This is a genomic window from Bradyrhizobium sp. CAR08, assembly GCF_052871955.1.
The window spans coordinates 55,477-75,592 of the sequence record NZ_JBIXJX010000012.1 but is presented as its reverse complement, the minus strand read 5'-3'; the positions used below and the strand labels follow the sequence as shown (position 1 = coordinate 75,592).

Genomic DNA, 20,116 nt, shown 5'->3' with positions numbered 1-20,116 from the left:
AAGAGAGGGGTTTATACGCGGTGATAATTTCGGTACCATTCGACAAAGCGGCCCAAGCCATCCGCCAGCGGCGTCGAGGGCGTGAAGCCGACGTCGCGTTGCAGGGCCGAAATGTCGGCGCGCGTCTCGAGGACGTCGCCTGCCTGCATCGGCAAAAGCGTGCGGATCGCGGGCTTGCCGATGATCTTCTCCAGTGTCTCGACGAACTCGATCAAATCGACCGAGCAATTGTTGCCGATGTTATAGACGCGATACGGCGCATAGCTCGACGAGTTTTCCGGCTGCTCGGCGTTCCACGCGGGATTCGGCGTCGCGGGACGATCAAGGGTGCGGATCACGCCCTCGACGATGTCGTCGACATAGGTGAAATCGCGCCACATATTTCCATTATTGAAAAGCTTGATCGGCTCACCCGCAAAGATCGCGCGCGTGAAGAGCCAGGCGGCCATGTCGGGCCGGCCCCATGGACCATAGACAGTGAAGAAGCGAAGTCCGGTCACCGGCAGCTTGTGAACATGTGCGAACGTGTGCGCCATCAGCTCGTTGGCCTTCTTGCTCGCGGCATAGAGGCTGACCGGATGATTGACCGAATGCTCGGTCGAATACGGCAAGGTGCGATTGGCGCCATACACGGAGCTCGACGAGGCGTAGACGAGATGCGCCAGGCCGTGGCGCCGGCCCGCTTCGAGCACGGTGACGAAGCCATCACAATTGGCGCGGATGCTGGTGATGGGATCGTCGATCGATGCGCGCACGCCGGGCTGCGCCGCAAGGTGCACTACGCGGTCGGGAGAGACCTCGTCGAACACACGCGTCACCGCAGCGAAGTCTGCAAGATCGATCTCGTGGAATGTGAAAGCCTCATGCTTGAGCGTCTCGAGGCGAGCGCGCTTGAGCGCGGGATCATAGTAAGGGGTCACTGCGTCGATGCCGACAACTCGTTCCCCGCGCGCAAGCAAGCGCTCACAGACATGCATGCCGATGAAGCCGGCAGCGCCGGTAACCACCACGGGGGCCAAAATAAACTCCGTTGTCCGTCCTCATATACCGCATTGCCAGACTGAACCGGTAGAGGCAAGGGTTCAGCATTGGAGAACAGCCCCCTAGCATCGGCAAGCTTAATGCCGGGCGCTTCGGATGTCAGCCTTCCCCAAGTTAACCAGACGGGAGCGCCCTCTGCCTGCCGACGCAACATCAGGCGCGCGTCCATAAAAGGCTCCCGGCTGCCCGGCAAGACTTTCAACAAGTGTTCCCGGGGAGCACCGAACGAACAGCGCGATCACGCGGCCGATGCCGTCATAATTCCGTGCCTTCGGGCTGCTTCTTTCCGTGCTCACATTTGGTTCGAAAGCACACATCGCGACCCACGCGTTGTGGCATCGACAACCCGAACGGCACAAAATTGAAGCTTTTCATCAACGGCCGCTTTCTCTCGCAAAAGCTGACCGGCGTTCAGCGTTATGCCGCCGAACTGGTCAAAGCGATCGATGCCCTGCTTGCGTCCGACCAATCGCCCGCTGCCCTCAGAGGAGCCGAGTGGCAATTGCTCGTGCCGAGCGAGACGTGCGAAGCGATCAATCTCGCCCACATCAAGATACGCAAGATAGGACGGCTGAGCGGACATGCCTGGGATCAGATTGAACTTGCGCGCGCCGCCGCTGGAGGTCGCCTGATCAGTCTAGCCAATGCCGGACCTGTGTTTCATGGCGATCATATCGTCGTCATCCACGACGCACAGGTCTTCCGCCGGCCCGATTTCTTCAATTGGCGCTATTTGGCCGTCCACCGCACGATGGGCCGCCTGCTTGCACGCCGGGCCACGATCGCGACCGTATCGGCCTTTTCTCGCAATGAACTGGCTGCAATGCTTGGCCTTTCGAAAACGGACATTCCGATATTCCCCAACAGCGCGGAGCATTTCGCGTCCACAACGCCTGATCACGGTATTCTCGAACGATTAGGGCTTCAGCCGGGAAAATATTTTCTCTTTGTCGGCTCCAGAACCAAGAACAAGAATCTCGCCGTTGCAATCGAGGCGGCGCGGCTGCTCGAACGAAAGGACGTTCCCCTCGTCATTGTCGGCGGAGATAACAGCAAGGTATTTCAAGACAATCTGGGCGAGAGCGAATCGGGCCTGCTTCTGGCAGGACGCCTGGCGGATGGCGAGATTGCAGCTCTGTATGCGCACGCTCTGGCGTTTGTTTTTCCCTCTCTATACGAGGGCTTCGGTGTACCGCCACTTGAAGCCATGATCTTCGGCTGTCCGGTCATAGCCTCGACGGCTGACGCGGTGATGGAAACGTGTGGCGAAGCAGCTGCTTATTTTTGCGCCAACGATGCTCAAGCGCTGCAACAGCTTATGCTCGAAAGGTTGGCAATCGGCGCAATATCTGATCAGGAGCGCCGAAAGCAACAAGATCGTCTTGCATTATATTCGTGGCAAGAGTCGGCGCGAACACTGTTGAATTTTCTCGCGTCGCGCGCATAGCGACCACAGCTCAGCATCCAACGAGTTCCATGCGCACGTTCGACTTCGACGGACGCGAGCTTCAGCATCGCGGCGCAACAACAACACACCGCTGCCCAAATCTCGCTATGGATTGGATGGATTGTGATCGCATCCGTTGATGCTCAATTAAGGATGCGCCATGTCGATCTTCCCAACTCAATCTTCCGCAAGGCAGGCGGTGAAGGTGCTGCATGTCGCGGAAACCATCCGGGGTGGGATAGCGAGCTACCTGAACGAATTGCATCCGCAGCAGCAAGCGAGCTTCGGCGCGGAGAACGTGCACTATGTTGTGCCATCGGATCATCGCCACGACCTCGTTGGAATCGATGACAGCCAGATCACGACCTTCGACAGATCGGGCCGCAGCATCGCCGGATTATTTCAGATGCTGCGGGCGAGCATGCAGGCGCTCGACGCCTTCAAGCCCGACGTAATGCATCTCCATTCGTCGTTTGCCGGACTCGTTCTCAGGCCCGCGTTGGCGGCTCGTTCCGAAGGTCCTCGCGTCGTCTATTGCCCGCATGGCTGGGCGTTCTCGCGAGAGACCGGCCGCCTGAGCCATCTGGCGGCAAAAGCTGCAGAGACTCTTCTGGCCCGCACGTCGGATCGTATCATCTGCATTTCCGGCGATGAATTCAATGAAGCGGTCCGGGCGGGAATTCCGACCGACCGTCTGACCCTGGTGCACAATGGCATCTCCAAGAGCCGCCCACTGCCGTACGGCGCTGCGACAGATTGGACTTCAAAGAAGGCCAAGGTCCTTTTCATTGGCCGTCTTGATCGACAAAAGGGCTTCGACCTCCTGATCGAGGCCGCACGATCCCTCAAAGATGTCCTGGATGTTCGCATTGTCGGCGCCTCCGTGGTCAACAAGTTCGACGGAGCTGCGGTTCCCGCCAACGTCTCGCTGCTAGGCTGGCTGGATCGTCAGCAGATCGAGGCTCAGCTGGAGGCGGCCGATCTCGTCGTCATCCCGTCACGATGGGAGGCCTTCGGCCTCGTCGCTCTGGAAGCGATGCGCGCGGCCAAGCCCATCCTGGCCTTCCACAGCGGAGCGCTGCCTGAAATCGTCGTTGACGGCGTCACCGGCGTGCTTTGCGAACCTGTTGCGGTTCAACCTCTCATCGACGGCTTCCGACGGATGCTCGATCTGGATCTCAAGGTCCTGGGGCAACGCGGCTACGATCGCTTCAAGCAGTTTTATGACGTCCAGAAGACACACCGCCAATTGCATCAGGTCTATGTCGAACTCCTCGACGACAACAAGAGCGGAGTCGAGCAGAACGTGGCACTGCAATCGGACCTCTCGAAGCCTTTTTGAGGTGAGTTGCGGCAGGCGAGAAATGATGACGGGTATGATCCAGGCGATGGCAGGCCACCGCACCTTGGGTCGCAACAGGCTGCTCTGGATCGCGAGCCTCATCGCGTCTGTTTCTCTGTCTGTCCCGGCATGCGCTCAACAGGCTCAGACGCTTGAAAGCAGATTCCTGTTGGGTATCGGCACCCATCAGGGACTGGGAGGGCCGGTCAGTTCGCGAGGCTACGTGCCCTCCGTGAACGTCAGCCAGATCAAGCAACTGGGCTTTAACGCCTTCCGCGACGATTTTCCCTGGTCTGATTTCGAATTGCCGGGACGTCGGATGGGCTTCACGCCGCGGTTGGGCAGGCTCGACGCGCAGGTTCAGTCCGGCATCGCCCGGCCGCTCCTCATCCTTGCATTTGGTCATCACCTCGTGCCGAACTCGTCGCCTCCGACGACGGACGAAGCCCGGCAGCGGTTCGCGGACTATGCGGCAGCGGCCGCGCGATCGGTCGCGCCGCAGCGCCCGATCTTCGAACTCTGGAACGAGTGGAATCTGGCAGCCAAGAAGGACCCTTCATTCTCAGCCGACAACTACCTGGCCCTCGCGAAGGTAGCACGGCCCGCGGTCAAGCAGGCGGTGCCGAATGCACCTTTCGTCGTCGGCGCGATCGGCGACGATCCCGGTTGGACGTGGACGGAGAAGATGCTGCAAACCGGCATCCTTCAATACGCCGATGGCGCCTCGATTCATCTCTACAATTTCTGCATGGCGCCGGCGAAGCGCAATTCGGCCGAGATTATCGACCGGCTCACGGCGTTCCATCGACTGGTCGGCCAAGCGAGCGGCAATCCCGACTTCCCCATTTACGTGACCGAGACTGGCTGGACCACGGCTGCGAACAAATGTGGTGTCAGCGAGCAGGCTCAGGCCGATAACACGGCACAGCTCATCCTGTGGGCCTCAACAGCGGCGCGCTGGCTCAAGGGGATGTGGATCTATGAGCTCAAAAATAGTGGTCAGAATCCAGCCGAGCTGGAGGACAATTTTGGCCTCTACCGTTTCGACAATTCGCCCAAACCCGTAGCCTGCGCGGCGCGTGGCGCCTGGGCATTCGTCCGTTCCACTCTAACCGCCGAACGAAGAAGCCTTGCCAACGGGGTGATGTCGATCGGAGCATCCTCGACCACCGGCGGCAAAATCGCGGTCTGGTCCGAGGATCCGGATCGACGCTACGAGGTCCGGATCAGAGGCGATCTGCCGGGCGCGACTTTCGCGGCCCCCTGCGATGCAACTGCAAGGCCAGCCTCCGGGATCTGGCTGCCGGTTTCGAGCACGCCGGTCCTGATCGCCGCCAATAATGACGCCATTCCCGCACTGGATATACGGCCGGCACGGTAATCGGATCGGCACAAAGAGGTTGACGCGATGAAGATCCTTTTGACATCCACGCTTTATCCGACCCCGCAGGCACCAAAGATCGTCGGCGGAGCAGAGATCTTCGCGCGGAGATTTGCCGAGGGCCTGGCTCAGCGCGGCGACGAGGTCGAGGTGGTGCGCGCCGCATCCGCACCCGAGCAGGGCCGTGAATTATGCAACGGTATCAACGTCTATTCCGCACCGGTGCAAAACGTCTATGCGCCGTTCACGGAGCAAAAGAACGTCGTGAAACGAAGCATCTGGCATGCGATCGACGATTGGCAGATCCAGGCCCCGATGATCGCGGAGCGCATTCGCGCTTTCAAGCCGGACGTTCTGCATTCCAATAATTTATCGGGCCTGACCACGGCGATCTGGCGGGTAGCCGCCAAGCTCGGAGTTCCGGTCCTGCATACGCTTCATGATTATTATTTGACGTGTCCACGCTGTTCCCGCTTCGACAAGGGCCGCTCCTGCGAACACACCTGTACGAGCTGTGGGATCCTGACGTACCACCGCAAACGGGCGACGCATTGGCTCGATGCCGTGGTCGGCGTCAGCGAGCGCGTCCTCTCCATTCACACCGATATGGGCATGTTTGCCGAGACCCCAATCCGCACCGTCATCCGCAATGCCTCGACCGAGCCGCCGCGCTCACCCTACCCGCGGCCTGTCTGCACGACGGAAGTGACATTCGGCTTCATCGGACGGATCACCGAGGAGAAGGGCATCGACAATCTCATGCGAGCGCTGGCCATGCTGCCGCCCGATCGGATCCGGATGATGATTGCCGGCCGCTTGGGCGATCAGGAACAACAGCGCCTGAGAGCACTGGCGCCGCATGCACGGGTCGAGTTCATGGGATTCGTGTCTCCCGATGAATTCTACAGGCAAGTCGACGTCGTGGTCGCTCCGTCCATCTGGCACGATCCCGGCCCGCTCGTCGTCGCCGACGCCAAGGCGGCGGGCAGACCGCTGCTCGGTACGCACTTTGGCGGCATGCCGGAGGCGATCGAGCATGGCGTAACCGGGTGGTTGACCGAAGCAGATCCACAATCCCTGGCCACGAGCATGCGCGAAATCGCCGCGGACCCGCACAAGATCGACGAGATCAGCCGTCGGCTTATCGCCGACACGAACAAGTGGATCTTTTCCGACGTATTGTCGTCGTACAAGAACCTGTATGAACAACTGCGTCAGCGACGGATGTCGTCCGTGCGCCCGGCAATAGCCGGGGTACCACAAGCGCATGCGGTGGCAAAGAGTAGCTTCATTCCGAGATGACACGTCTCTTCGCGATCGCCGGCTACGTTTACCAAAGCGCAGCAGCGATCATCCTGATCTTTGTGATCAGTCACCTGCTGCCTGCCGCCGACTACACCAATTATTCTCTCGCAATGGCCTCGAGCCAGTTGCTCTGCGTCCTCATGTTCGAGTGGCTGCAGCTCGCGGGGCTGCGCTTTCTTGCGGCCGCCAAGGAGAGCGAGGCGGCTCGACTGAGATCGTCGCTCTTTGCGGCGGCCCTCATGAGCGCCGGCGCGCTCGTTGCGGTCGGGAGCTGCGCCTCCTTGGTCAGCGGCCTCACGCCACGGCTGGTCGTCCTCGGCCTGAGCGTGGCCGTTCTTCAGGGCTCGACCGATTTGTACTTCTTGTCGGTACGACTGTCGAACCGGCTGGGGACCGCCTCCTGCCTTCTTGCCTTGCGTGCGACGGCTCTTTTGGGCGGGGCCGTCTCGGGCGGAATGATCTCAGGCACGGCCGAAGCAACGCTGCTCGGCATCGCATTGGGTCACCTGCTTGGGCTGCTTGCCGGTCTCATCGCATATCGCACGCCGCTGGATCGCGTGTCGCTGCGAACAATGCTGGCTGACTGGAAGGACTTCTCGCGTTACGGCATGCTTGCAGCCGGCGCGTCCGTGATCCATTTGTCCGTGCCGGTTCTGCTTCGTATCATCGTCGTCGGGCGACTCGGCGCCACAGGAGCCGGTGCAGGATTTTCCATTGCGCTCGACCTGCTGCAACGTCCCTTCTGGGTCCTCAATGCGGCGATCCACACCGTGAGTTATCCTGAAGTGGTCAATGATTTCGAGCACGGGAGCGCCACGACGTCGAGACAATCGGCGCGGCACATGTTCGAGTTCATGATCTGCACAACCCTCGTCCTGCTGGGCGGGCTTGTCGCCTTCATTCCGGACGCGGCCCGCATCCTGGTCCCGCGGGAGAGCGTCGAGGGCTTCCTGGCGACAGGGCCGGCGGTCGCTGCTTTCTACTTCCTCCATACCCACCTGCAGGCGACGATCGCGGTCGTTCCCCACCTGGAAAAGCTCGCGACCAGGCTCGCCCTCGTTGCTGCCGGGCAGCTGGCAATGGTTGCGGCGTTCTCCCTGGTTGCCGTCTGGGCCGGCCTGTCACCCCAAGCGGCAGTCACCTGCGCCTCGATCGCCACGCTCGCAGCGATCTTGGCCGGGCTTGGCCCTACCCTCAGGTTCGATGCGTTCCCGCGCTGGCCCTTGGTGCTTCAGGCGCTCGCAGCCGCCATCGTGATCGCATCGTTAAGTCATGCGCCGAGCGAACCGGCGGCGTGGCTTGCCGGAAAAATCATCATCGCCGCAATCGCCACGGCTGCGGTCGGCTGGCGCGGAAACTTTCTCCTCCTGGCCCGCCCAAGCTGATCTGTCGACCGGTCCCCTCGCAAATCCTCTTTGGAGCTGAGGCGACTGACACTCCGCTCGGGTTCGCGAAGTTCCTATCGTGGAACTCTCTACTTCGCCCCAAAATGCGGCAAAGTCACTGGCAACCAGTACGAGAATACTGAGTGGTTTGCTCGTACCGGCAAAATTCTACCAGCGCATCGAGTCGGCCTGACAGTTTCACCGCATCCACGCCCGAACTCACATGCATCATTGAAGCGCGACATGCGCATATATTCAGCAGTGAAACCTTGCGAATTCTTGGAAGCGCCATGTTGAGGTCATGCTGCGTCGGCACGACATCGTTATTGTCTTGAATCAGAGTCGAGCTGTTCCTGCGAGGAACTGCTGATCGCTCTCGATTTGTAGCTCCGATTTTTATCTGAAATTCACACTCGATCGAGAAGGTTGAACGCAAATCCCTGCGAGCAATTTCGTTCGCGTAGAAATTCGAGTGTGAAATGTCGTCAGATCAAACCGTCCTCTCCGCAAGCGGCTTCATCAACTCCATCGGCGTCAACACGCATGCCGGCTTCGGGTGGACCGACTACAATAACCTCGCGTTGATGGTCGATGACCTGAAGTATCTCGGTGTCACCCATCTCCGCGACGCAATGGGAACCAGCCCCGCCGCACAACCGGTCGTTGAGGGGCTGGCGGCTGCCGGCTACAAGTTCGACTTCCTGGTATCCTCCGCCCTGCCCCAGCTGGGTGCGGCCGGCCTTCAGAAGTATATCGTGTCGCTCGAGAAGTTCTTGGCGAGCCATCCGGGCAGCATCAGCGCCATCGAGGGGCTCAACGAGGCCAATCACCAGCCCTTCAGCTACAATGGCAGTTCGAGCCTTGGCGCCGCGGCCCAGTTCCAAAGCGCGCTCTATCAGGCGGTCAAGGCAGACGGCACGCTTTCCAGCATTCCCGTCTTCAATCTGTCGCTCGCCTACAACGATCCCCAGGGCTACAGCCAGCTCGGCAACATGTCGGGCTCGGCCGATTTCGCCAATGCGCATGCCTATGTCAGCACCAGCTTAACGACCAGCAGCTCACTTGCTGCCACCTTGAGCGCCGTCTCGACCGCGGCGCCGGGAAAGCCCGTCGTGATTACGGAGACCGGCTACACCACCCAGGCCAACACCCAATATCTCGGAGTCGACGAGACGGTGCAAGCCAAGTCGGTCTTGAACACCCTGGTCGATGCCTACAAGGCTGGCGTGAGTGCGACCTATCTCTACGAGATGTTCGACCGCGACTCGTCCGCCAGCAACACCAATCCCGAAGCCAACTTCGGCTTGTTCAACTCCGACGGAACGCCAAAGCTCGCCGCGACGGCAATTCACAACCTGACGAGCATTCTGGCCGATGACGGCAAGGGCGGCCTGCAGCCGACTAATCCATTGAACTACACGCTGAGCAACATGCCGGCCTTGGGCAACAGCATGGTGCTGGGCAAGAGCAATGGCGCCTACGAGCTTGTCGTTTGGGCGGAGCCGAAGCTCTGGAATGATGCGGCCGATGCCGAGATCTCCAATCCGGCCCAGACGGTCACGGTGAATCTTGGCGGCATGCATCATTCGGTCAAGGTGTACGACACGCTGACGGGAACTACCGCGATCGCGAGCTACACCGACGTCAGCACGATTACGATTCCGGTCAGCGATCACCCGCTGATCATCGAGATCGACGCGCCCGCGACCACCCCGATTCCGCCTGACACCCGAACCAGTGTCAGCGGTACGGCTGCCGAGATCGTGCCGCAACTGTCCGACCTGAGCACGTCGACGGCGCTTCAAACCATCACGCTAACCGACTCGCATGTCCTGCCCGTCGCTTCGAAAGCGACGATGGACTATATGATCGCGCATTACGGCAGCGCACTGTCCAAGATCCAGGGCGGCCATTCCTTCTCCGTCACGAACTCGGCCGCGACCTGGAGCAGCACGAAAACCTATGACGCCAGCGGCAACCTCCTGTCGAAAGCGGACACCGGCCTGAACGCAAGCGGACTGCCTATTTCGACCACGATCGGCTACACCGACGGGTCCAAAGACACGATCGGCTACACCGGTGGCATAAAGACCACCTCCGTCCATTTCGCTACCGACGGCACCAAGACCACCGATACATACAACACCACCGGCACGCTTCTCAGCGAGGTCGTGCAAAAGTCAGACGGCTATTATTCGACGACCATCTACACCAACGGCGTGAAGACCACGGTCTATGTCAAGAACGCCGACCACACCCAGGAAAACTATACCTACAACATCAAGGGGCAGAGCTACACGAGCCAGGTCCAGCACCTCGATTCGACCGGCAAGGTCACGTCTGTGGTCCGCAGCCATGCCGACGGCTCGCTCGATTCGACACAGGTCTACAACGGCGATGGCAGCAGCGTGATCACCACCTATAGCGCCACGGGGGTCAAGCTGGTCGAGACCGACTACCATGCCGATCGCAGCAAGGACGTCTGGACCTACAACATCAAGGGCCAGAACTATGCGACCGAGCACGACGTTTACGATACGACCGGCTTTCTCACGACCCTGACGCGCCTCCACACCGATGGCAGCCTGGCGTTCAAGCTGACGCAAACGACCGACGGCACCAAGACGACCGATTGGTACAATGCCGCCGGCGGCCTCACCAGCGAAGTCGTGCAAAAGGCCAACGGTTTCAGTTCGACGACGCTCTACAGCAACGGCGTCAAGACCAACGCCTATGTCAAGAATGCCGACGGCAGTCAGGACAATTACGCCTATGGCATCACCGGCCAGAGCTACAGCACGCTGATCCAGCACGTCGATCCCTCCGGCAAGGTCACGGCCGTGACCCGCAAGCATGCCGACGGCACGCTCGACTATACGCAAATCATCAACAACGACGGCAGCAGCGTCGTCACCAACTACAACGCAGCCGGAACGAGGACGAAGGAAACCGACTACAACGCCGATGGCAGCAAGGATATCTGGCTTCTCAACATAACCGGCCAGACCTACACGACCGAGCACGACATCTACGATGCGGCGGGCTTCCTCACCTCGCTGGTTCGCACGCACGCCGATGGCAGCCTGGCTTTCAAACTGCAGCAGGGCAGCGACGGCACCAAGGTCTCGGACTGGTACGACGCCAGCGGCATCCTCACCAGTGAGGTCCTGGAGAAGACGAGCGGCTACAGCGCAACGACGATCTACACCAACGGCGTCAAGACCGCGGCCTACATCACCAATGCGGACCAGAGCCACGACAATTACAGCTACAATATAACAGGTCAGAGCTATACCACGCAGTACCAGCACCTCGACTCCTCCGGTGTCACGACCGAAGTGGTCCGCACGCATGCCGACGGGTCGCTCGACTACAGCCAAGTCGTCAATAGCGACGGCAGCAGCGTGGTGAGCAACTACAATGCCTCCGGCGTCAAGATGACGGAGACCGATTACCACGCCAACGGTTCGAAGGACGTCTTCCAGTTCAATATCGTGGGCCAGACCTACACGACCGAGCACGACAGCTACGATCCGACCGGCTTCCTCACCAACATCGTCCGCACCCACGCCGATAGCAGCCTTGCCTTCACGCTTGTCCAGAGCTCAGACGGGACCAAAATCTCGGACTGGTACGACGCCAAGGGCGTTCTGACCAGCGAGGTGACGACGAAGATCGACGGCTATAGCTCCACGACCGCCTACACCAACGGTGTCAAGACCGCCGCCTACATTACCAACGCCGATGGCACGTCGGACAATTGGAGCTACAACATCAAGGGGCAGTCCTACACCACGCAGCATCAGCACCTCGATGCCTCCGGGCATATCGTCGAGCTTACCCGGACCCACGCCGATGGCACCCTGGACTATACCCAGGTCATCAACAACGACGGCAGCAAGCTGACCGACATCTACGACGGCTCCGGTTCCAAGACCCAGGAGATCGCCAACAACGCCGACGGTTCGAAGGACGTCTTCCTGTTCAACTTCAACGGACAGGCCGGCACGACGCAACACGAGAACTACAATGCGGCCAACGCACTCCAGTTCTTCGACGCCACCAAAACCGATGGCTGGCACAACGTCACGGCGGTGGCGAGCGGCGTGACGATCCAGGGCGGGGCCGGCAACGACCTGTTCTCGGCGGCGCCGAGCTCGACCACGATCGTCTACGATCACGGCCAAGACCAGATCGTCAACTTCCAGGCCGGCAACGCCGCCACTCACGACGTGATCGAGATCTCGAAGCTCCTCGCCCAGGACTATAGCCATCTGCAAATCACGCAGTCTGGCGCGAACGCCCTGGTCACGCTTTCGGCCAGCGACTCGATCCTCCTGAAGAACGTCAACGTCGCCAGCCTGACCAGCCACGATTTCCTGTTCGTCTGACCACGGCGAACATCTCAGGCGCCGGGACTAGCTCAGGCAAGTTCCGGCGCCGTTCAATAATTAGGCGGCTGCCTTGTCGCGAGGCATAAGCCGCATAACGGCTATTCCGCCTGCCGTCGAACGCGGCCCAGCGAACTTGCGTCACAATTCACCGCTAAGCAGCAGGTAGCGTCACGCAAGGAATTCGACACACGATGGAAGCCAATGAAGCCAGACGGTTCGTCGTTCTCGACTTCTATCGTTTCGTTGCCGCTCTCGGCGTCTTCATTTTCCATCTGAAGACCATCGACAGCGGCATCGCACCGGTCTGGAACGGATCTTATGGCCTTTTCGTGGACATGTTCTTCATCTTGTCCGGGTTCGTGATCTCCTATTCCTATCCGTCTGACGCGCGTGGTCTCAAGGCATATGCCCGGTTCATGATCCGCCGCATTGCGCGGATCTATCCGCTGCATCTTCTGACTTTACTCGTGTTCGTATTGCTGATCGGATTCGGTCTGGACCGATCGGCGAGGTCGACGCCGCTGGACTTCCTGTACAACCTCGTGCTGCTTCAAGCCTGGGGCGTTACCGATCATTTGAGCTTCAACTCTCCGTCCTGGTCGATCAGCGCGGAATTCTTCTGCTATCTGATCTTTCCGCTGCTTATGCTGCTTGCACGCAAGGTCCATCCGCTGGTGCTGGCCGCCATCGTCGCTGCGCTCTATCTGGTCCTGGCCCACGGCCATTTGCCGATCTGGCAAGAACGATCGCAGATGTATGGAGCCAATTATGACTACGGGATGCTCCGTGCGCTGCCGAGCTTCTTGAATGGAATCCTGCTCGCCATATTGTTCAGGTTGTCGCACCCGTATCGGCACAAGCCGGTCGTCTTCGCCGGCATCGCCCTGTTCGGGATCTCCGTGCTTGTCCTGAACATCTTCGCCAAGCCGGATCTGGCCATCATTCTGTTCTCCTGCGCGATCCTGCTCACCGCCGTCGGGGAGAGCGCTTTCGTGCAAATTCCGGGCAGCCGCCTCCTCGGGCGGCTCGGCAACACTTCATATTCGATCTACATGCTGCACGACGCCGTCCTCATCGCCGTATTCAAGCCGTTGTGGGCGTCGCTTGGTCTGCGTCCGGATCAATTTGGCCTCTTTGCTCTCGCGTGCTGCGCGATCCTGACCATCATCGCCGATCGCACCTATGCCTATTTCGAGAACCCGGCGCGGCGGCTGATCAATCGTGGGGCCGACATCGGATTTGGATCGCCGCGCAAAGTGCAATCGTCCGCCAAGACGCCTGCCACCAACAAGACGTCTGTCACCAAGACGTCCGTGCGTTTCGACGAGACGGAGCAGGCCGCCAACTGACGTCCGCCCGCTTCCCTCAGGCGACCTTACCGTCGGACACCGCGTCAACCGACATCAAACCATCGCCCCGCAGCGGAGCGATGTTGGCGCGCGACAGCTCCATGACTGCCGGCAGCATATTGCGGACCTGCGCGCCGGCCGTCTTGTAGGCGCCGAGGAACCTCAGCAGAAACTTCTCGAGATTGTCTCCCGCGAGCAGTTGCTCAGGTGAGAGAAGAAGCGATTCGCTCACACCGAAATGAGCGAACAGGCCCTGGAACTTGTCTTGGTATGTGATCGCCGCAACCGGCGTTCCCTGTCCGAGAGCCGCAATCGCAAGATGCATGCGGCCGGTGACGACGCCGTCCACCAGACCGACGACTGCCTTGATCTCGCTCGCTGACAGCACGTGCTCGACATGATGAACATGGTTGCCCAGCGCTGCGCTCAGGCGACCGGCCAGCGGTCGAAGGCAATTGTCGTCGGCGATCTCCGGACGATAGTCGTGCGCGAGCAACACCCAGCTCGCGTTATGCTCTCGAGACATGCGCTCGATTGCGCTCGCCGCGAGTTCGATCATTCGCCGTAGCTTGGCCGGCTCGGATTTCCTGAACAACATCGGGTGGATATTGAAGACAAAGACGTCGCGTCCCTGCCTGCGCTGCTCCGCAATCGCGGCCGCAATCTGCTTCACAGCCGCGGTCTCCGCCTGTGGCACCAGCATGAATGCGGAATCAGCGACGAGGTGCGCACGATTCGGGGCGAACTCTTTGAAGCGCTGAAGAGATAGTGCATCGCGCAAATTCAAGACCACGCCGGGATCGAGCAGCCGAAACACCTCGCGCAACGCCTTGGCCGGACGGGAGTTGAAGCTGAATCCGAGCACGCTGACCTTGGCGCCGCACGCTGCCATGAGATCGGCGACGAGCAGCATGCGAGCGGCGTCCACGGGGGAATAGTAGCCGTCCAGCACGTCTGCCCCCAGAACCATTCCGAAATCCGGCCTGGTGAGAGAAAGCTCCTGCGCCACCGTCATATAGGAAAACGGCTGCCTCCAAAATTCGAGCGGCTTGAACCCCATTGCGCGCACTTCCGCGCTTGCCGCTTTGGTGGCGGTGACAATGTAGACCTCGATGTTCGGATGGGCCTGCTTCATCTCGCCGACGGCCGCCTCGATCATGGCCTCATCGCCGCGCGACTGATGAATGCTCCAGGGGTCGGACGGGAGCAGGACGAGCCGGCGCGGGTTGTTGCGCGGCGCGGCACTGCCGCCGATAGCCTTCCTGGCGATCTGCCACCTGCGCAACTCGAGCAGATCGACCGCAAAGGGCGTGTTCTTCGCGCTGTTGAGCCAGCCTCGGAGATGCTTGCGAACGGGTACCGGAATCAATTGCTTCACGACGTCTTCCTCGTCTTCATCAGGCGGTCGCACCACGCTTCACGACGAAAGCGATCAGGGAGAACAGCTGCTTTCGCCAGAACAGCAAGATGCTCATCAGATAGGTCGCCCCGAAACATGTCGAGAGCAGTCCTATCCGCAAATAGGGATTCATGTCCGGGGTCGCTTCGCGGCATAGCGCAACTGCGCCATAAGCCAGAAGGATGGCGCAAAGACAGCCTGCGACGGGCCGCAGAAACTGGTTCCAGCTCAGGCCCAGCAGCCTGAGCGCCAGCGCGAACGTCACGGGCGTCACCACGAGCTGCGCGACAGCGAAGATGGTGGCCAGCTGACCAATGTCGTGCGACGGCAGCAGGAACATGGCGGGGACCACCGTGGCGAATTTGAGAATGTTCAGCAGGAAGACGTAGTTGGGCTTGCCCATGGCGCCAAAATAGGCGCTGTTCACGAACTGCACCGTCTGAATCGCGCCGATGAGCATCAGCGGCCTCATCACTGCTTCGCTGCCGGCCCATTTTGAGCCGAACAGCAGCAGGGAGAACTCCGGCGCGATCGCCGCCAGGAGCACAAAGACCGGAGAGCCAATCAGTGCTCCGAGGCTGACGCTTCGCAAATAGGCGTCGGCAATACGGTGACGCTCATGCGCGATCTTGGACAGTGCGCTCAGCGCGACGTCCATGACGGCCTGTGTCAGCAACTGCATCAGGATGATGTAGACTCGCGCGCCCACCGTATAGATGCCCAAGGCCGCGACGCCATAAAGCGACAGGATGATCATGTCGATCGTACGCACGATGGCGAAGTCCAGCAGCCTGTTCGACACGACGTGGATGCTGTAGCCGGAGAGTTCGCGCAAGCTCTTCAGATCGTAGCCGCGCATCGGGAGCCATCTGGGCTGGCTCCAGAGCCACAGGCCGCTGACCGCACTCTGAACGACCACCTGGATCACGAGACTGAGGGCACCGAACCCGGCATAGGCACAGGCGATCCCGACCACTCCGGAGATCGCGGTCGCCACCATGGTCCTGAGCGCAAGCACACGAAAATCCATCTGGCGCTTGTAGAGCGCCTCCTGGAACAGCGTGGCGGTACCGATCGGAAGCGAGAGGCTCGCAGCCGTCAAGAGCGGCGCAAGTCCCTTCACGTCGAGCCAACGCTCGATATCGGTCGCCAGCAGGGCGATGAGAACGGCAAGGAGGACCGATGCCGCCAGTGAGCAGAAAAATGGCAGTGTCACGTCCGCAGGCTCGAGCGTGCGTCGCTGGATCAACGCGTCACCGAACCCGAATTCGGAAATGGAGCTCAGGAGCAGCAGGATGAAGCCAACCAGCGCGGCAAGACCGAAATCCGCAGGATTGAGCAGCCGCGCCAATATCAAGAACAGAACAAATGACAGCGCACGGCCGCCCCAGTTCTGCGCCAGCGACCACAACAACGCGACCACAACCTGATGTTGTTTGCCCGGAGTGACGTTCATCAAAAAATCGACCCAATTCCGACAGATCCAATCACAATCGCCCGCTAGACAAACAGGGAATCGATGACCGCGCGTGACATCGCCCTTTTCCACTCCGTCCCGATGGCGGCAGCAATCGCGCAGCAGTACGACGACGTTATGGCAATCAGATGAGCACCATCTATCATCCGATTTAGCGTGGAAGTGAGTTCAAATCGTGGACTACACTCCAACCGGCTCAGCGATGTGATGCAAAATGGATGCCTTGATGAATTCGCCTACCACCGCCTTCAATCGCAACTCCAGGCGCTTGCGCGTGGCGATCTACGCGCCGCATTTTGCAGAATATTCCTACCGGCTCGCGTCGGGCTTGGCGCGCCATTGCGATGTTCGCCTCGTCCTCAACCGCAAGGATGCGAACCAGCAGTGGGAACTGGCCGATATCGCGGTGACGACACCCTTCAACACAAGGATCCGCGATTTGAGCCTGCGCCGCGCCGGCGCCATCGGCATTCCAGCTTCATTCATGGACATAATTTCGTTTCGTCCAGACGTGGTTCATTGTCACGAAGTTCCGGAAGTCTACACATCCAAGCTGATCCAGTTCCTGCGTCCGCTTGGAATCCCGCTGGTGCTGACCGTTCACGACGCAATTCCTCATTCGGAAGGCGGCTCGGGCACCTCTCCGCGCGAGGACGGCTGGCGCGCGCGCATGCGCGCGGCAGCGTCAGTCGTCACGACGCACGGCGAGAGCTGCATTGCAGATTTCCGCCATGCGTCGCCGGACTTTAATGGAGAAATCGTCTCCAGCATGCACGGCGTGCTCATGGTGCCCCCGACGCGCGCCGCGGCCATCGAACCCGAATCTGCACGAATCCTGTTTTTTGGGCGGATGTGGGCTTACAAGGGGTTGGACATCTTCATCGATGCGATCGACCTGCTGGACCGGCGCGGCGTGGCGCACGAAGCGATCGTCGCGGGCCGCGGTCCCGAGATGACGCGGCTCGGCGCGCGCATGGAGGCCATGCCGACGGTCAAAACGATCGATGCCTATATCTCGCCCGAGGATACGGGACAATTATTTCAGTCTGCGACCGTGGTCGCCCTGCCCTATAAGGATGCGACGCAGAGCGGCGTGCTGGCGTCTGCTTACGGGAATTCCCGTCCCGTCGTCGCCAGCGCCACCGGTGGCATTCCTGACGTCGTGACAGACGGCGTGAACGGGCTTCTGGTCCCGCCTGGTAATGCTGCCGCCTTGGCCGATGCGCTCGAACGCGTCCTGACCTCGAAATCGCTTACCGCGACATTGACCGACGGTGCACGGCAGACAGCGGCGGGCCAGTTGAACTGGGATCGCATCGCCGATGGCCTGTTGCCATCCTACCGCAAGCTTGCCGGCCGTACCGTGAGCTGATCGTGACTTATATTGCGATCTTCTAGGCGGACTGTTCCATCTTGCTCAATGACCGAAAGAACACGCCGCGGACCGCGCCATCCAACAATCGTCTCAGCCTCACCTCGATCAGCTCGTAGGTGATCGCGCTTGCAACCAGCGACATCAACGATCCCAGCACGATGAATGCTGCCCACAGCAGCCAGCGGTCGACACCGACAGCGACGAGCTTGAGCCCGATCACCTGTAACGGAAACAGGACGAACGGGTGCACGAGATAAAGGCTGTAACTTATCTTGCCGACATACTGCAGGGCCGGCGTGCTGAGCGCCCTGGCGAGACCGGAGTCCGGGGCCAGCACCATGGCGAACAGCAAAAGGCCCGGAATAAGACCTACGAACGGGTGAAACAGCACCAGGCTCGCGTACATGGCGACCCCGCACGTCAGGCCCGCCATCAAGCCAAGAGGTCCCGGAATGGAGATGCGCCAACCCGTGGCGCTGAGAAGCATGCCAATGCAGAAGAACGCCGTGATCGGCCAATGCAGGAGACAGGCCACGCCCAGCAAGATCAGGGGCGCCGCCAGCATTCTCCCTCCGATGCGCCACACCGAGAATGTCAGCGCGAACCAGATGTAGAACGCCCATTCGTAAGTCAAGGTCCAGGCATTCTGCTGAGCGATGGGCAAGCCGAGAGCGTCCTGCACGAAGAACAGATTGGCCGTGAAGATCGCGAGATAACCGGTCAGATCGATCCCGCGGAAGAATTTGTAGCCCACGATCGGGCCAATCACGAACAGCGCGAGATGCAGCACGACGAACACCGGCATGATGCGCAGGACACGGTCGAGGAAGAACCTTGGCAGCGAGCCGTGCCGCACCAGACTGGCCGGGATCAGGAAGCCGCTGATCATGAAAAACAGCTCGACACCGTGGCCGCCGACATTGATCACCGATTGCAGCCAGAGCCAGAGCGGCGGCAGGAAGCCCGGATCCGGAATGTCGTACACGCCTCCCTTTGGCATGTCGTAGAAGTGATCCATCAGCACGCTCAGCGCCGCAATGCCACGAAGTCCCTGGACGGAGGGAACGAAAGATCCGTCGTATCCGGCATTCGGCTGGCGCGTTTTTTCGATCACTCAGCTGCCCCTTGCGCGCTGAGCGCCGGCTCGAGAACGACCGCCCTCCTGCGCTTCGACCGGAACCTTTGGCCGAACGAGATGCTGGGCTTCTCGATGAACGCATATGTCGACCAGCTGACCAGAATTGACAATGCTGCGACCAGCGCGGCGAAAGCGGCCCATCCCAGCGGTCCATCACCGAGCCAGACGAGGCGATGGATCCAGACGATCACGAACGGCGACATCAAATAGACGGAATAGCTGATGGTTCCCACGAACGCCATCGGGCGCCAGGCCATCCTCTCACCGAACGCCGCAAACGCGATGAAGACGAGCGCTGCGCAGACATAAGCCGACCCGATCGAATAGCTGTAGAAGAAGTTCTCCTGATAGACGCCGCCGAACCGCCTCTCCGCCAGCGTGATGGCGAAGATCGCATAGAACACCGTACAAACGGCGACGTGCGGCCATCGCAGCTTTCCGCCGATGACGGTGTCGCGGATGACCTTGCCCAGGAACATCGCCGAAAGGTTCAGCCCAACCTCCATCAGCGACGACACCGTCCTGCTTTCGATCAGAAGTGCTGCGGCGGTCCCGACCAGCGCCGCAGCAATGACAATCGCAACTGCAGTAAAGCGCCGGTTCAGCAATCCCATCGCGAAAAGAATGGTGCATCCGACATAGAACAGGAGCTCGATCGCCAACGTCCAGTAGAAGATCCAGAGGTTCGGGATGTTCACGAAAGTCTGCAGCATCGTCACGTTCGCGATGACCTGCGACAACGGGTAGGCATTGGCCTCCAGCACCTGCATCGTGACGAGCCCGATCACCATCGACGTCCAGTACGCCGGGTAGAGCCGAAAGAAGCGGCTGATCGTGAAATCGCGCACAGGAGTAGCACTGTCCGGAAAACTGAACGGGATGACGAATCCGCTGACGAAGAAGAACAGCACGACTCCGAACCGGCCGAAGTTCATGTAGTAGCCGATCGCATCGTGGAAGACCCAGTAATACGCGCCGGTGGGGTGCTTCTGGACGATCACCTCGAACACGTGCTGGAACAGCACCGCCAACACGGCAATGCCGCGCAGCGTATCGATGAATGCAAGCCGTCTATGCATCGTT

13 protein-coding genes are annotated in these 20,116 nt (G+C 60.2%); 8 read left to right on the top strand and 5 right to left on the bottom strand.

Going from position 1 to position 20,116, the window contains the following annotated elements:
* Window positions 1-11 precede the first annotated feature (11 nt).
* A complete protein-coding gene (locus ACIPUD_RS24455; RefSeq protein ID WP_026233673.1) occupies window positions 12-1,019 on the bottom strand; it encodes an NAD-dependent epimerase in 1,008 nt (335 codons plus the stop codon).
* Window positions 1,020-1,402: 383 nt separating this feature from the next.
* Between ACIPUD_RS24455 and ACIPUD_RS24450 the strand changes: the two genes are divergently transcribed.
* The 7 genes from ACIPUD_RS24450 to ACIPUD_RS24420 all read left to right on the top strand — a co-directional run bounded on the left by ACIPUD_RS24450 (window position 1,403) and on the right by ACIPUD_RS24420 (window position 13,644).
* Complete coding sequence (locus tag ACIPUD_RS24450; RefSeq protein WP_446481704.1) at window positions 1,403-2,488, top strand: glycosyltransferase family 4 protein; 1,086 nt, start codon at window positions 1,403-1,405, stop codon at window positions 2,486-2,488.
* A gap of 160 nt (window positions 2,489-2,648) precedes the next feature.
* Complete coding sequence (locus ACIPUD_RS24445; protein WP_446481703.1) at window positions 2,649-3,830, top strand: glycosyltransferase; 1,182 nt, start codon at window positions 2,649-2,651, stop codon at window positions 3,828-3,830.
* A 25-nt stretch (window positions 3,831-3,855) separates the two neighbouring features.
* Window positions 3,856-5,211 carry a cellulase family glycosylhydrolase gene (locus ACIPUD_RS24440; protein ID WP_446481702.1) on the top strand — a complete coding sequence of 452 codons (1,356 nt, stop codon included), beginning with the start codon at window positions 3,856-3,858 and terminating at the stop codon, window positions 5,209-5,211.
* Between the two features lie 27 nt (window positions 5,212-5,238).
* A complete protein-coding gene (locus ACIPUD_RS24435) occupies window positions 5,239-6,513 on the top strand; it encodes a glycosyltransferase family 4 protein (protein ID WP_018458846.1) in 1,275 nt (424 codons plus the stop codon).
* Window positions 6,510-7,901 (top strand): hypothetical protein, encoded by a 1,392-nt coding sequence (locus tag ACIPUD_RS24430; RefSeq protein ID WP_446481701.1) that lies wholly within the window; start codon window positions 6,510-6,512, stop codon window positions 7,899-7,901. Before ACIPUD_RS24435 ends, ACIPUD_RS24430 begins: the two co-directional genes overlap by 4 nt.
* Window positions 7,902-8,380: 479 nt before the next feature.
* Entirely contained in the window at window positions 8,381-12,292 is a 3,912-nt protein-coding gene (locus ACIPUD_RS24425; protein ID WP_446481700.1) for an RHS repeat protein, read from the top strand.
* A gap of 194 nt (window positions 12,293-12,486) precedes the next feature.
* Entirely contained in the window at window positions 12,487-13,644 is a 1,158-nt protein-coding gene (locus tag ACIPUD_RS24420; protein ID WP_204513788.1) for an acyltransferase family protein, read from the top strand.
* Between the two features lie 16 nt (window positions 13,645-13,660).
* Here ACIPUD_RS24420 and ACIPUD_RS24415 read toward each other — a convergent pair whose 3' ends face one another.
* A complete protein-coding gene (locus tag ACIPUD_RS24415; RefSeq protein ID WP_240543968.1) occupies window positions 13,661-15,022 on the bottom strand; it encodes a polysaccharide pyruvyl transferase family protein in 1,362 nt (453 codons plus the stop codon).
* 19 nt (window positions 15,023-15,041) lie between these two features.
* Window positions 15,042-16,499, bottom strand: a complete 1,458-nt coding sequence (locus tag ACIPUD_RS24410) for a lipopolysaccharide biosynthesis protein (RefSeq protein ID WP_085349969.1) — start codon at window positions 16,497-16,499, stop codon at window positions 15,042-15,044.
* A 235-nt stretch (window positions 16,500-16,734) separates the two neighbouring features.
* On the opposite strand from ACIPUD_RS24410, the gene ACIPUD_RS24405 reads away from it, so the two are divergent.
* Window positions 16,735-17,892 carry a glycosyltransferase family 4 protein gene (locus ACIPUD_RS24405; protein ID WP_085349970.1) on the top strand — a complete coding sequence of 386 codons (1,158 nt, stop codon included), beginning with the start codon at window positions 16,735-16,737 and terminating at the stop codon, window positions 17,890-17,892.
* A gap of 22 nt (window positions 17,893-17,914) precedes the next feature.
* On the opposite strand, the gene ACIPUD_RS24400 is transcribed toward ACIPUD_RS24405, so the two are convergent.
* Window positions 17,915-19,009, bottom strand: a complete 1,095-nt coding sequence (locus ACIPUD_RS24400) for an acyltransferase family protein (RefSeq protein ID WP_446481699.1) — start codon at window positions 19,007-19,009, stop codon at window positions 17,915-17,917.
* Complete coding sequence (locus ACIPUD_RS24395; protein WP_085349972.1) at window positions 19,006-20,112, bottom strand: acyltransferase family protein; 1,107 nt, start codon at window positions 20,110-20,112, stop codon at window positions 19,006-19,008. The genes ACIPUD_RS24400 and ACIPUD_RS24395 overlap by 4 nt, the downstream gene beginning before the upstream one ends.
* Window positions 20,113-20,116: the final 4 nt, after the last annotated feature.

Excerpts from the sequence above, each read along its gene's own strand:
- ACIPUD_RS24445 (WP_446481703.1), top strand. The coding sequence starts at position 2,649 with ATGTCGATCTTCCCAACTCAATCTTCCGCAAGGCAGGCGGTGAAGGTG.
- ACIPUD_RS24440 (WP_446481702.1), top strand. The coding sequence starts at position 3,856 with ATGACGGGTATGATCCAGGCGATGGCAGGCCACCGCACCTTGGGTCGC.
- ACIPUD_RS24435 (WP_018458846.1), top strand. The coding sequence starts at position 5,239 with ATGAAGATCCTTTTGACATCCACGCTTTATCCGACCCCGCAGGCACCA.
- ACIPUD_RS24430 (WP_446481701.1), top strand. The coding sequence starts at position 6,510 with ATGACACGTCTCTTCGCGATCGCCGGCTACGTTTACCAAAGCGCAGCA.
- ACIPUD_RS24425 (WP_446481700.1), top strand. The coding sequence starts at position 8,381 with ATGTCGTCAGATCAAACCGTCCTCTCCGCAAGCGGCTTCATCAACTCC.
- ACIPUD_RS24420 (WP_204513788.1), top strand. The coding sequence starts at position 12,487 with ATGGAAGCCAATGAAGCCAGACGGTTCGTCGTTCTCGACTTCTATCGT.
- ACIPUD_RS24410 (WP_085349969.1), bottom strand. The coding sequence starts at position 16,499 with ATGAACGTCACTCCGGGCAAACAACATCAGGTTGTGGTCGCGTTGTTG.
- ACIPUD_RS24405 (WP_085349970.1), top strand. The coding sequence starts at position 16,735 with ATGGATGCCTTGATGAATTCGCCTACCACCGCCTTCAATCGCAACTCC.
- ACIPUD_RS24395 (WP_085349972.1), bottom strand. The coding sequence starts at position 20,112 with ATGCATAGACGGCTTGCATTCATCGATACGCTGCGCGGCATTGCCGTG.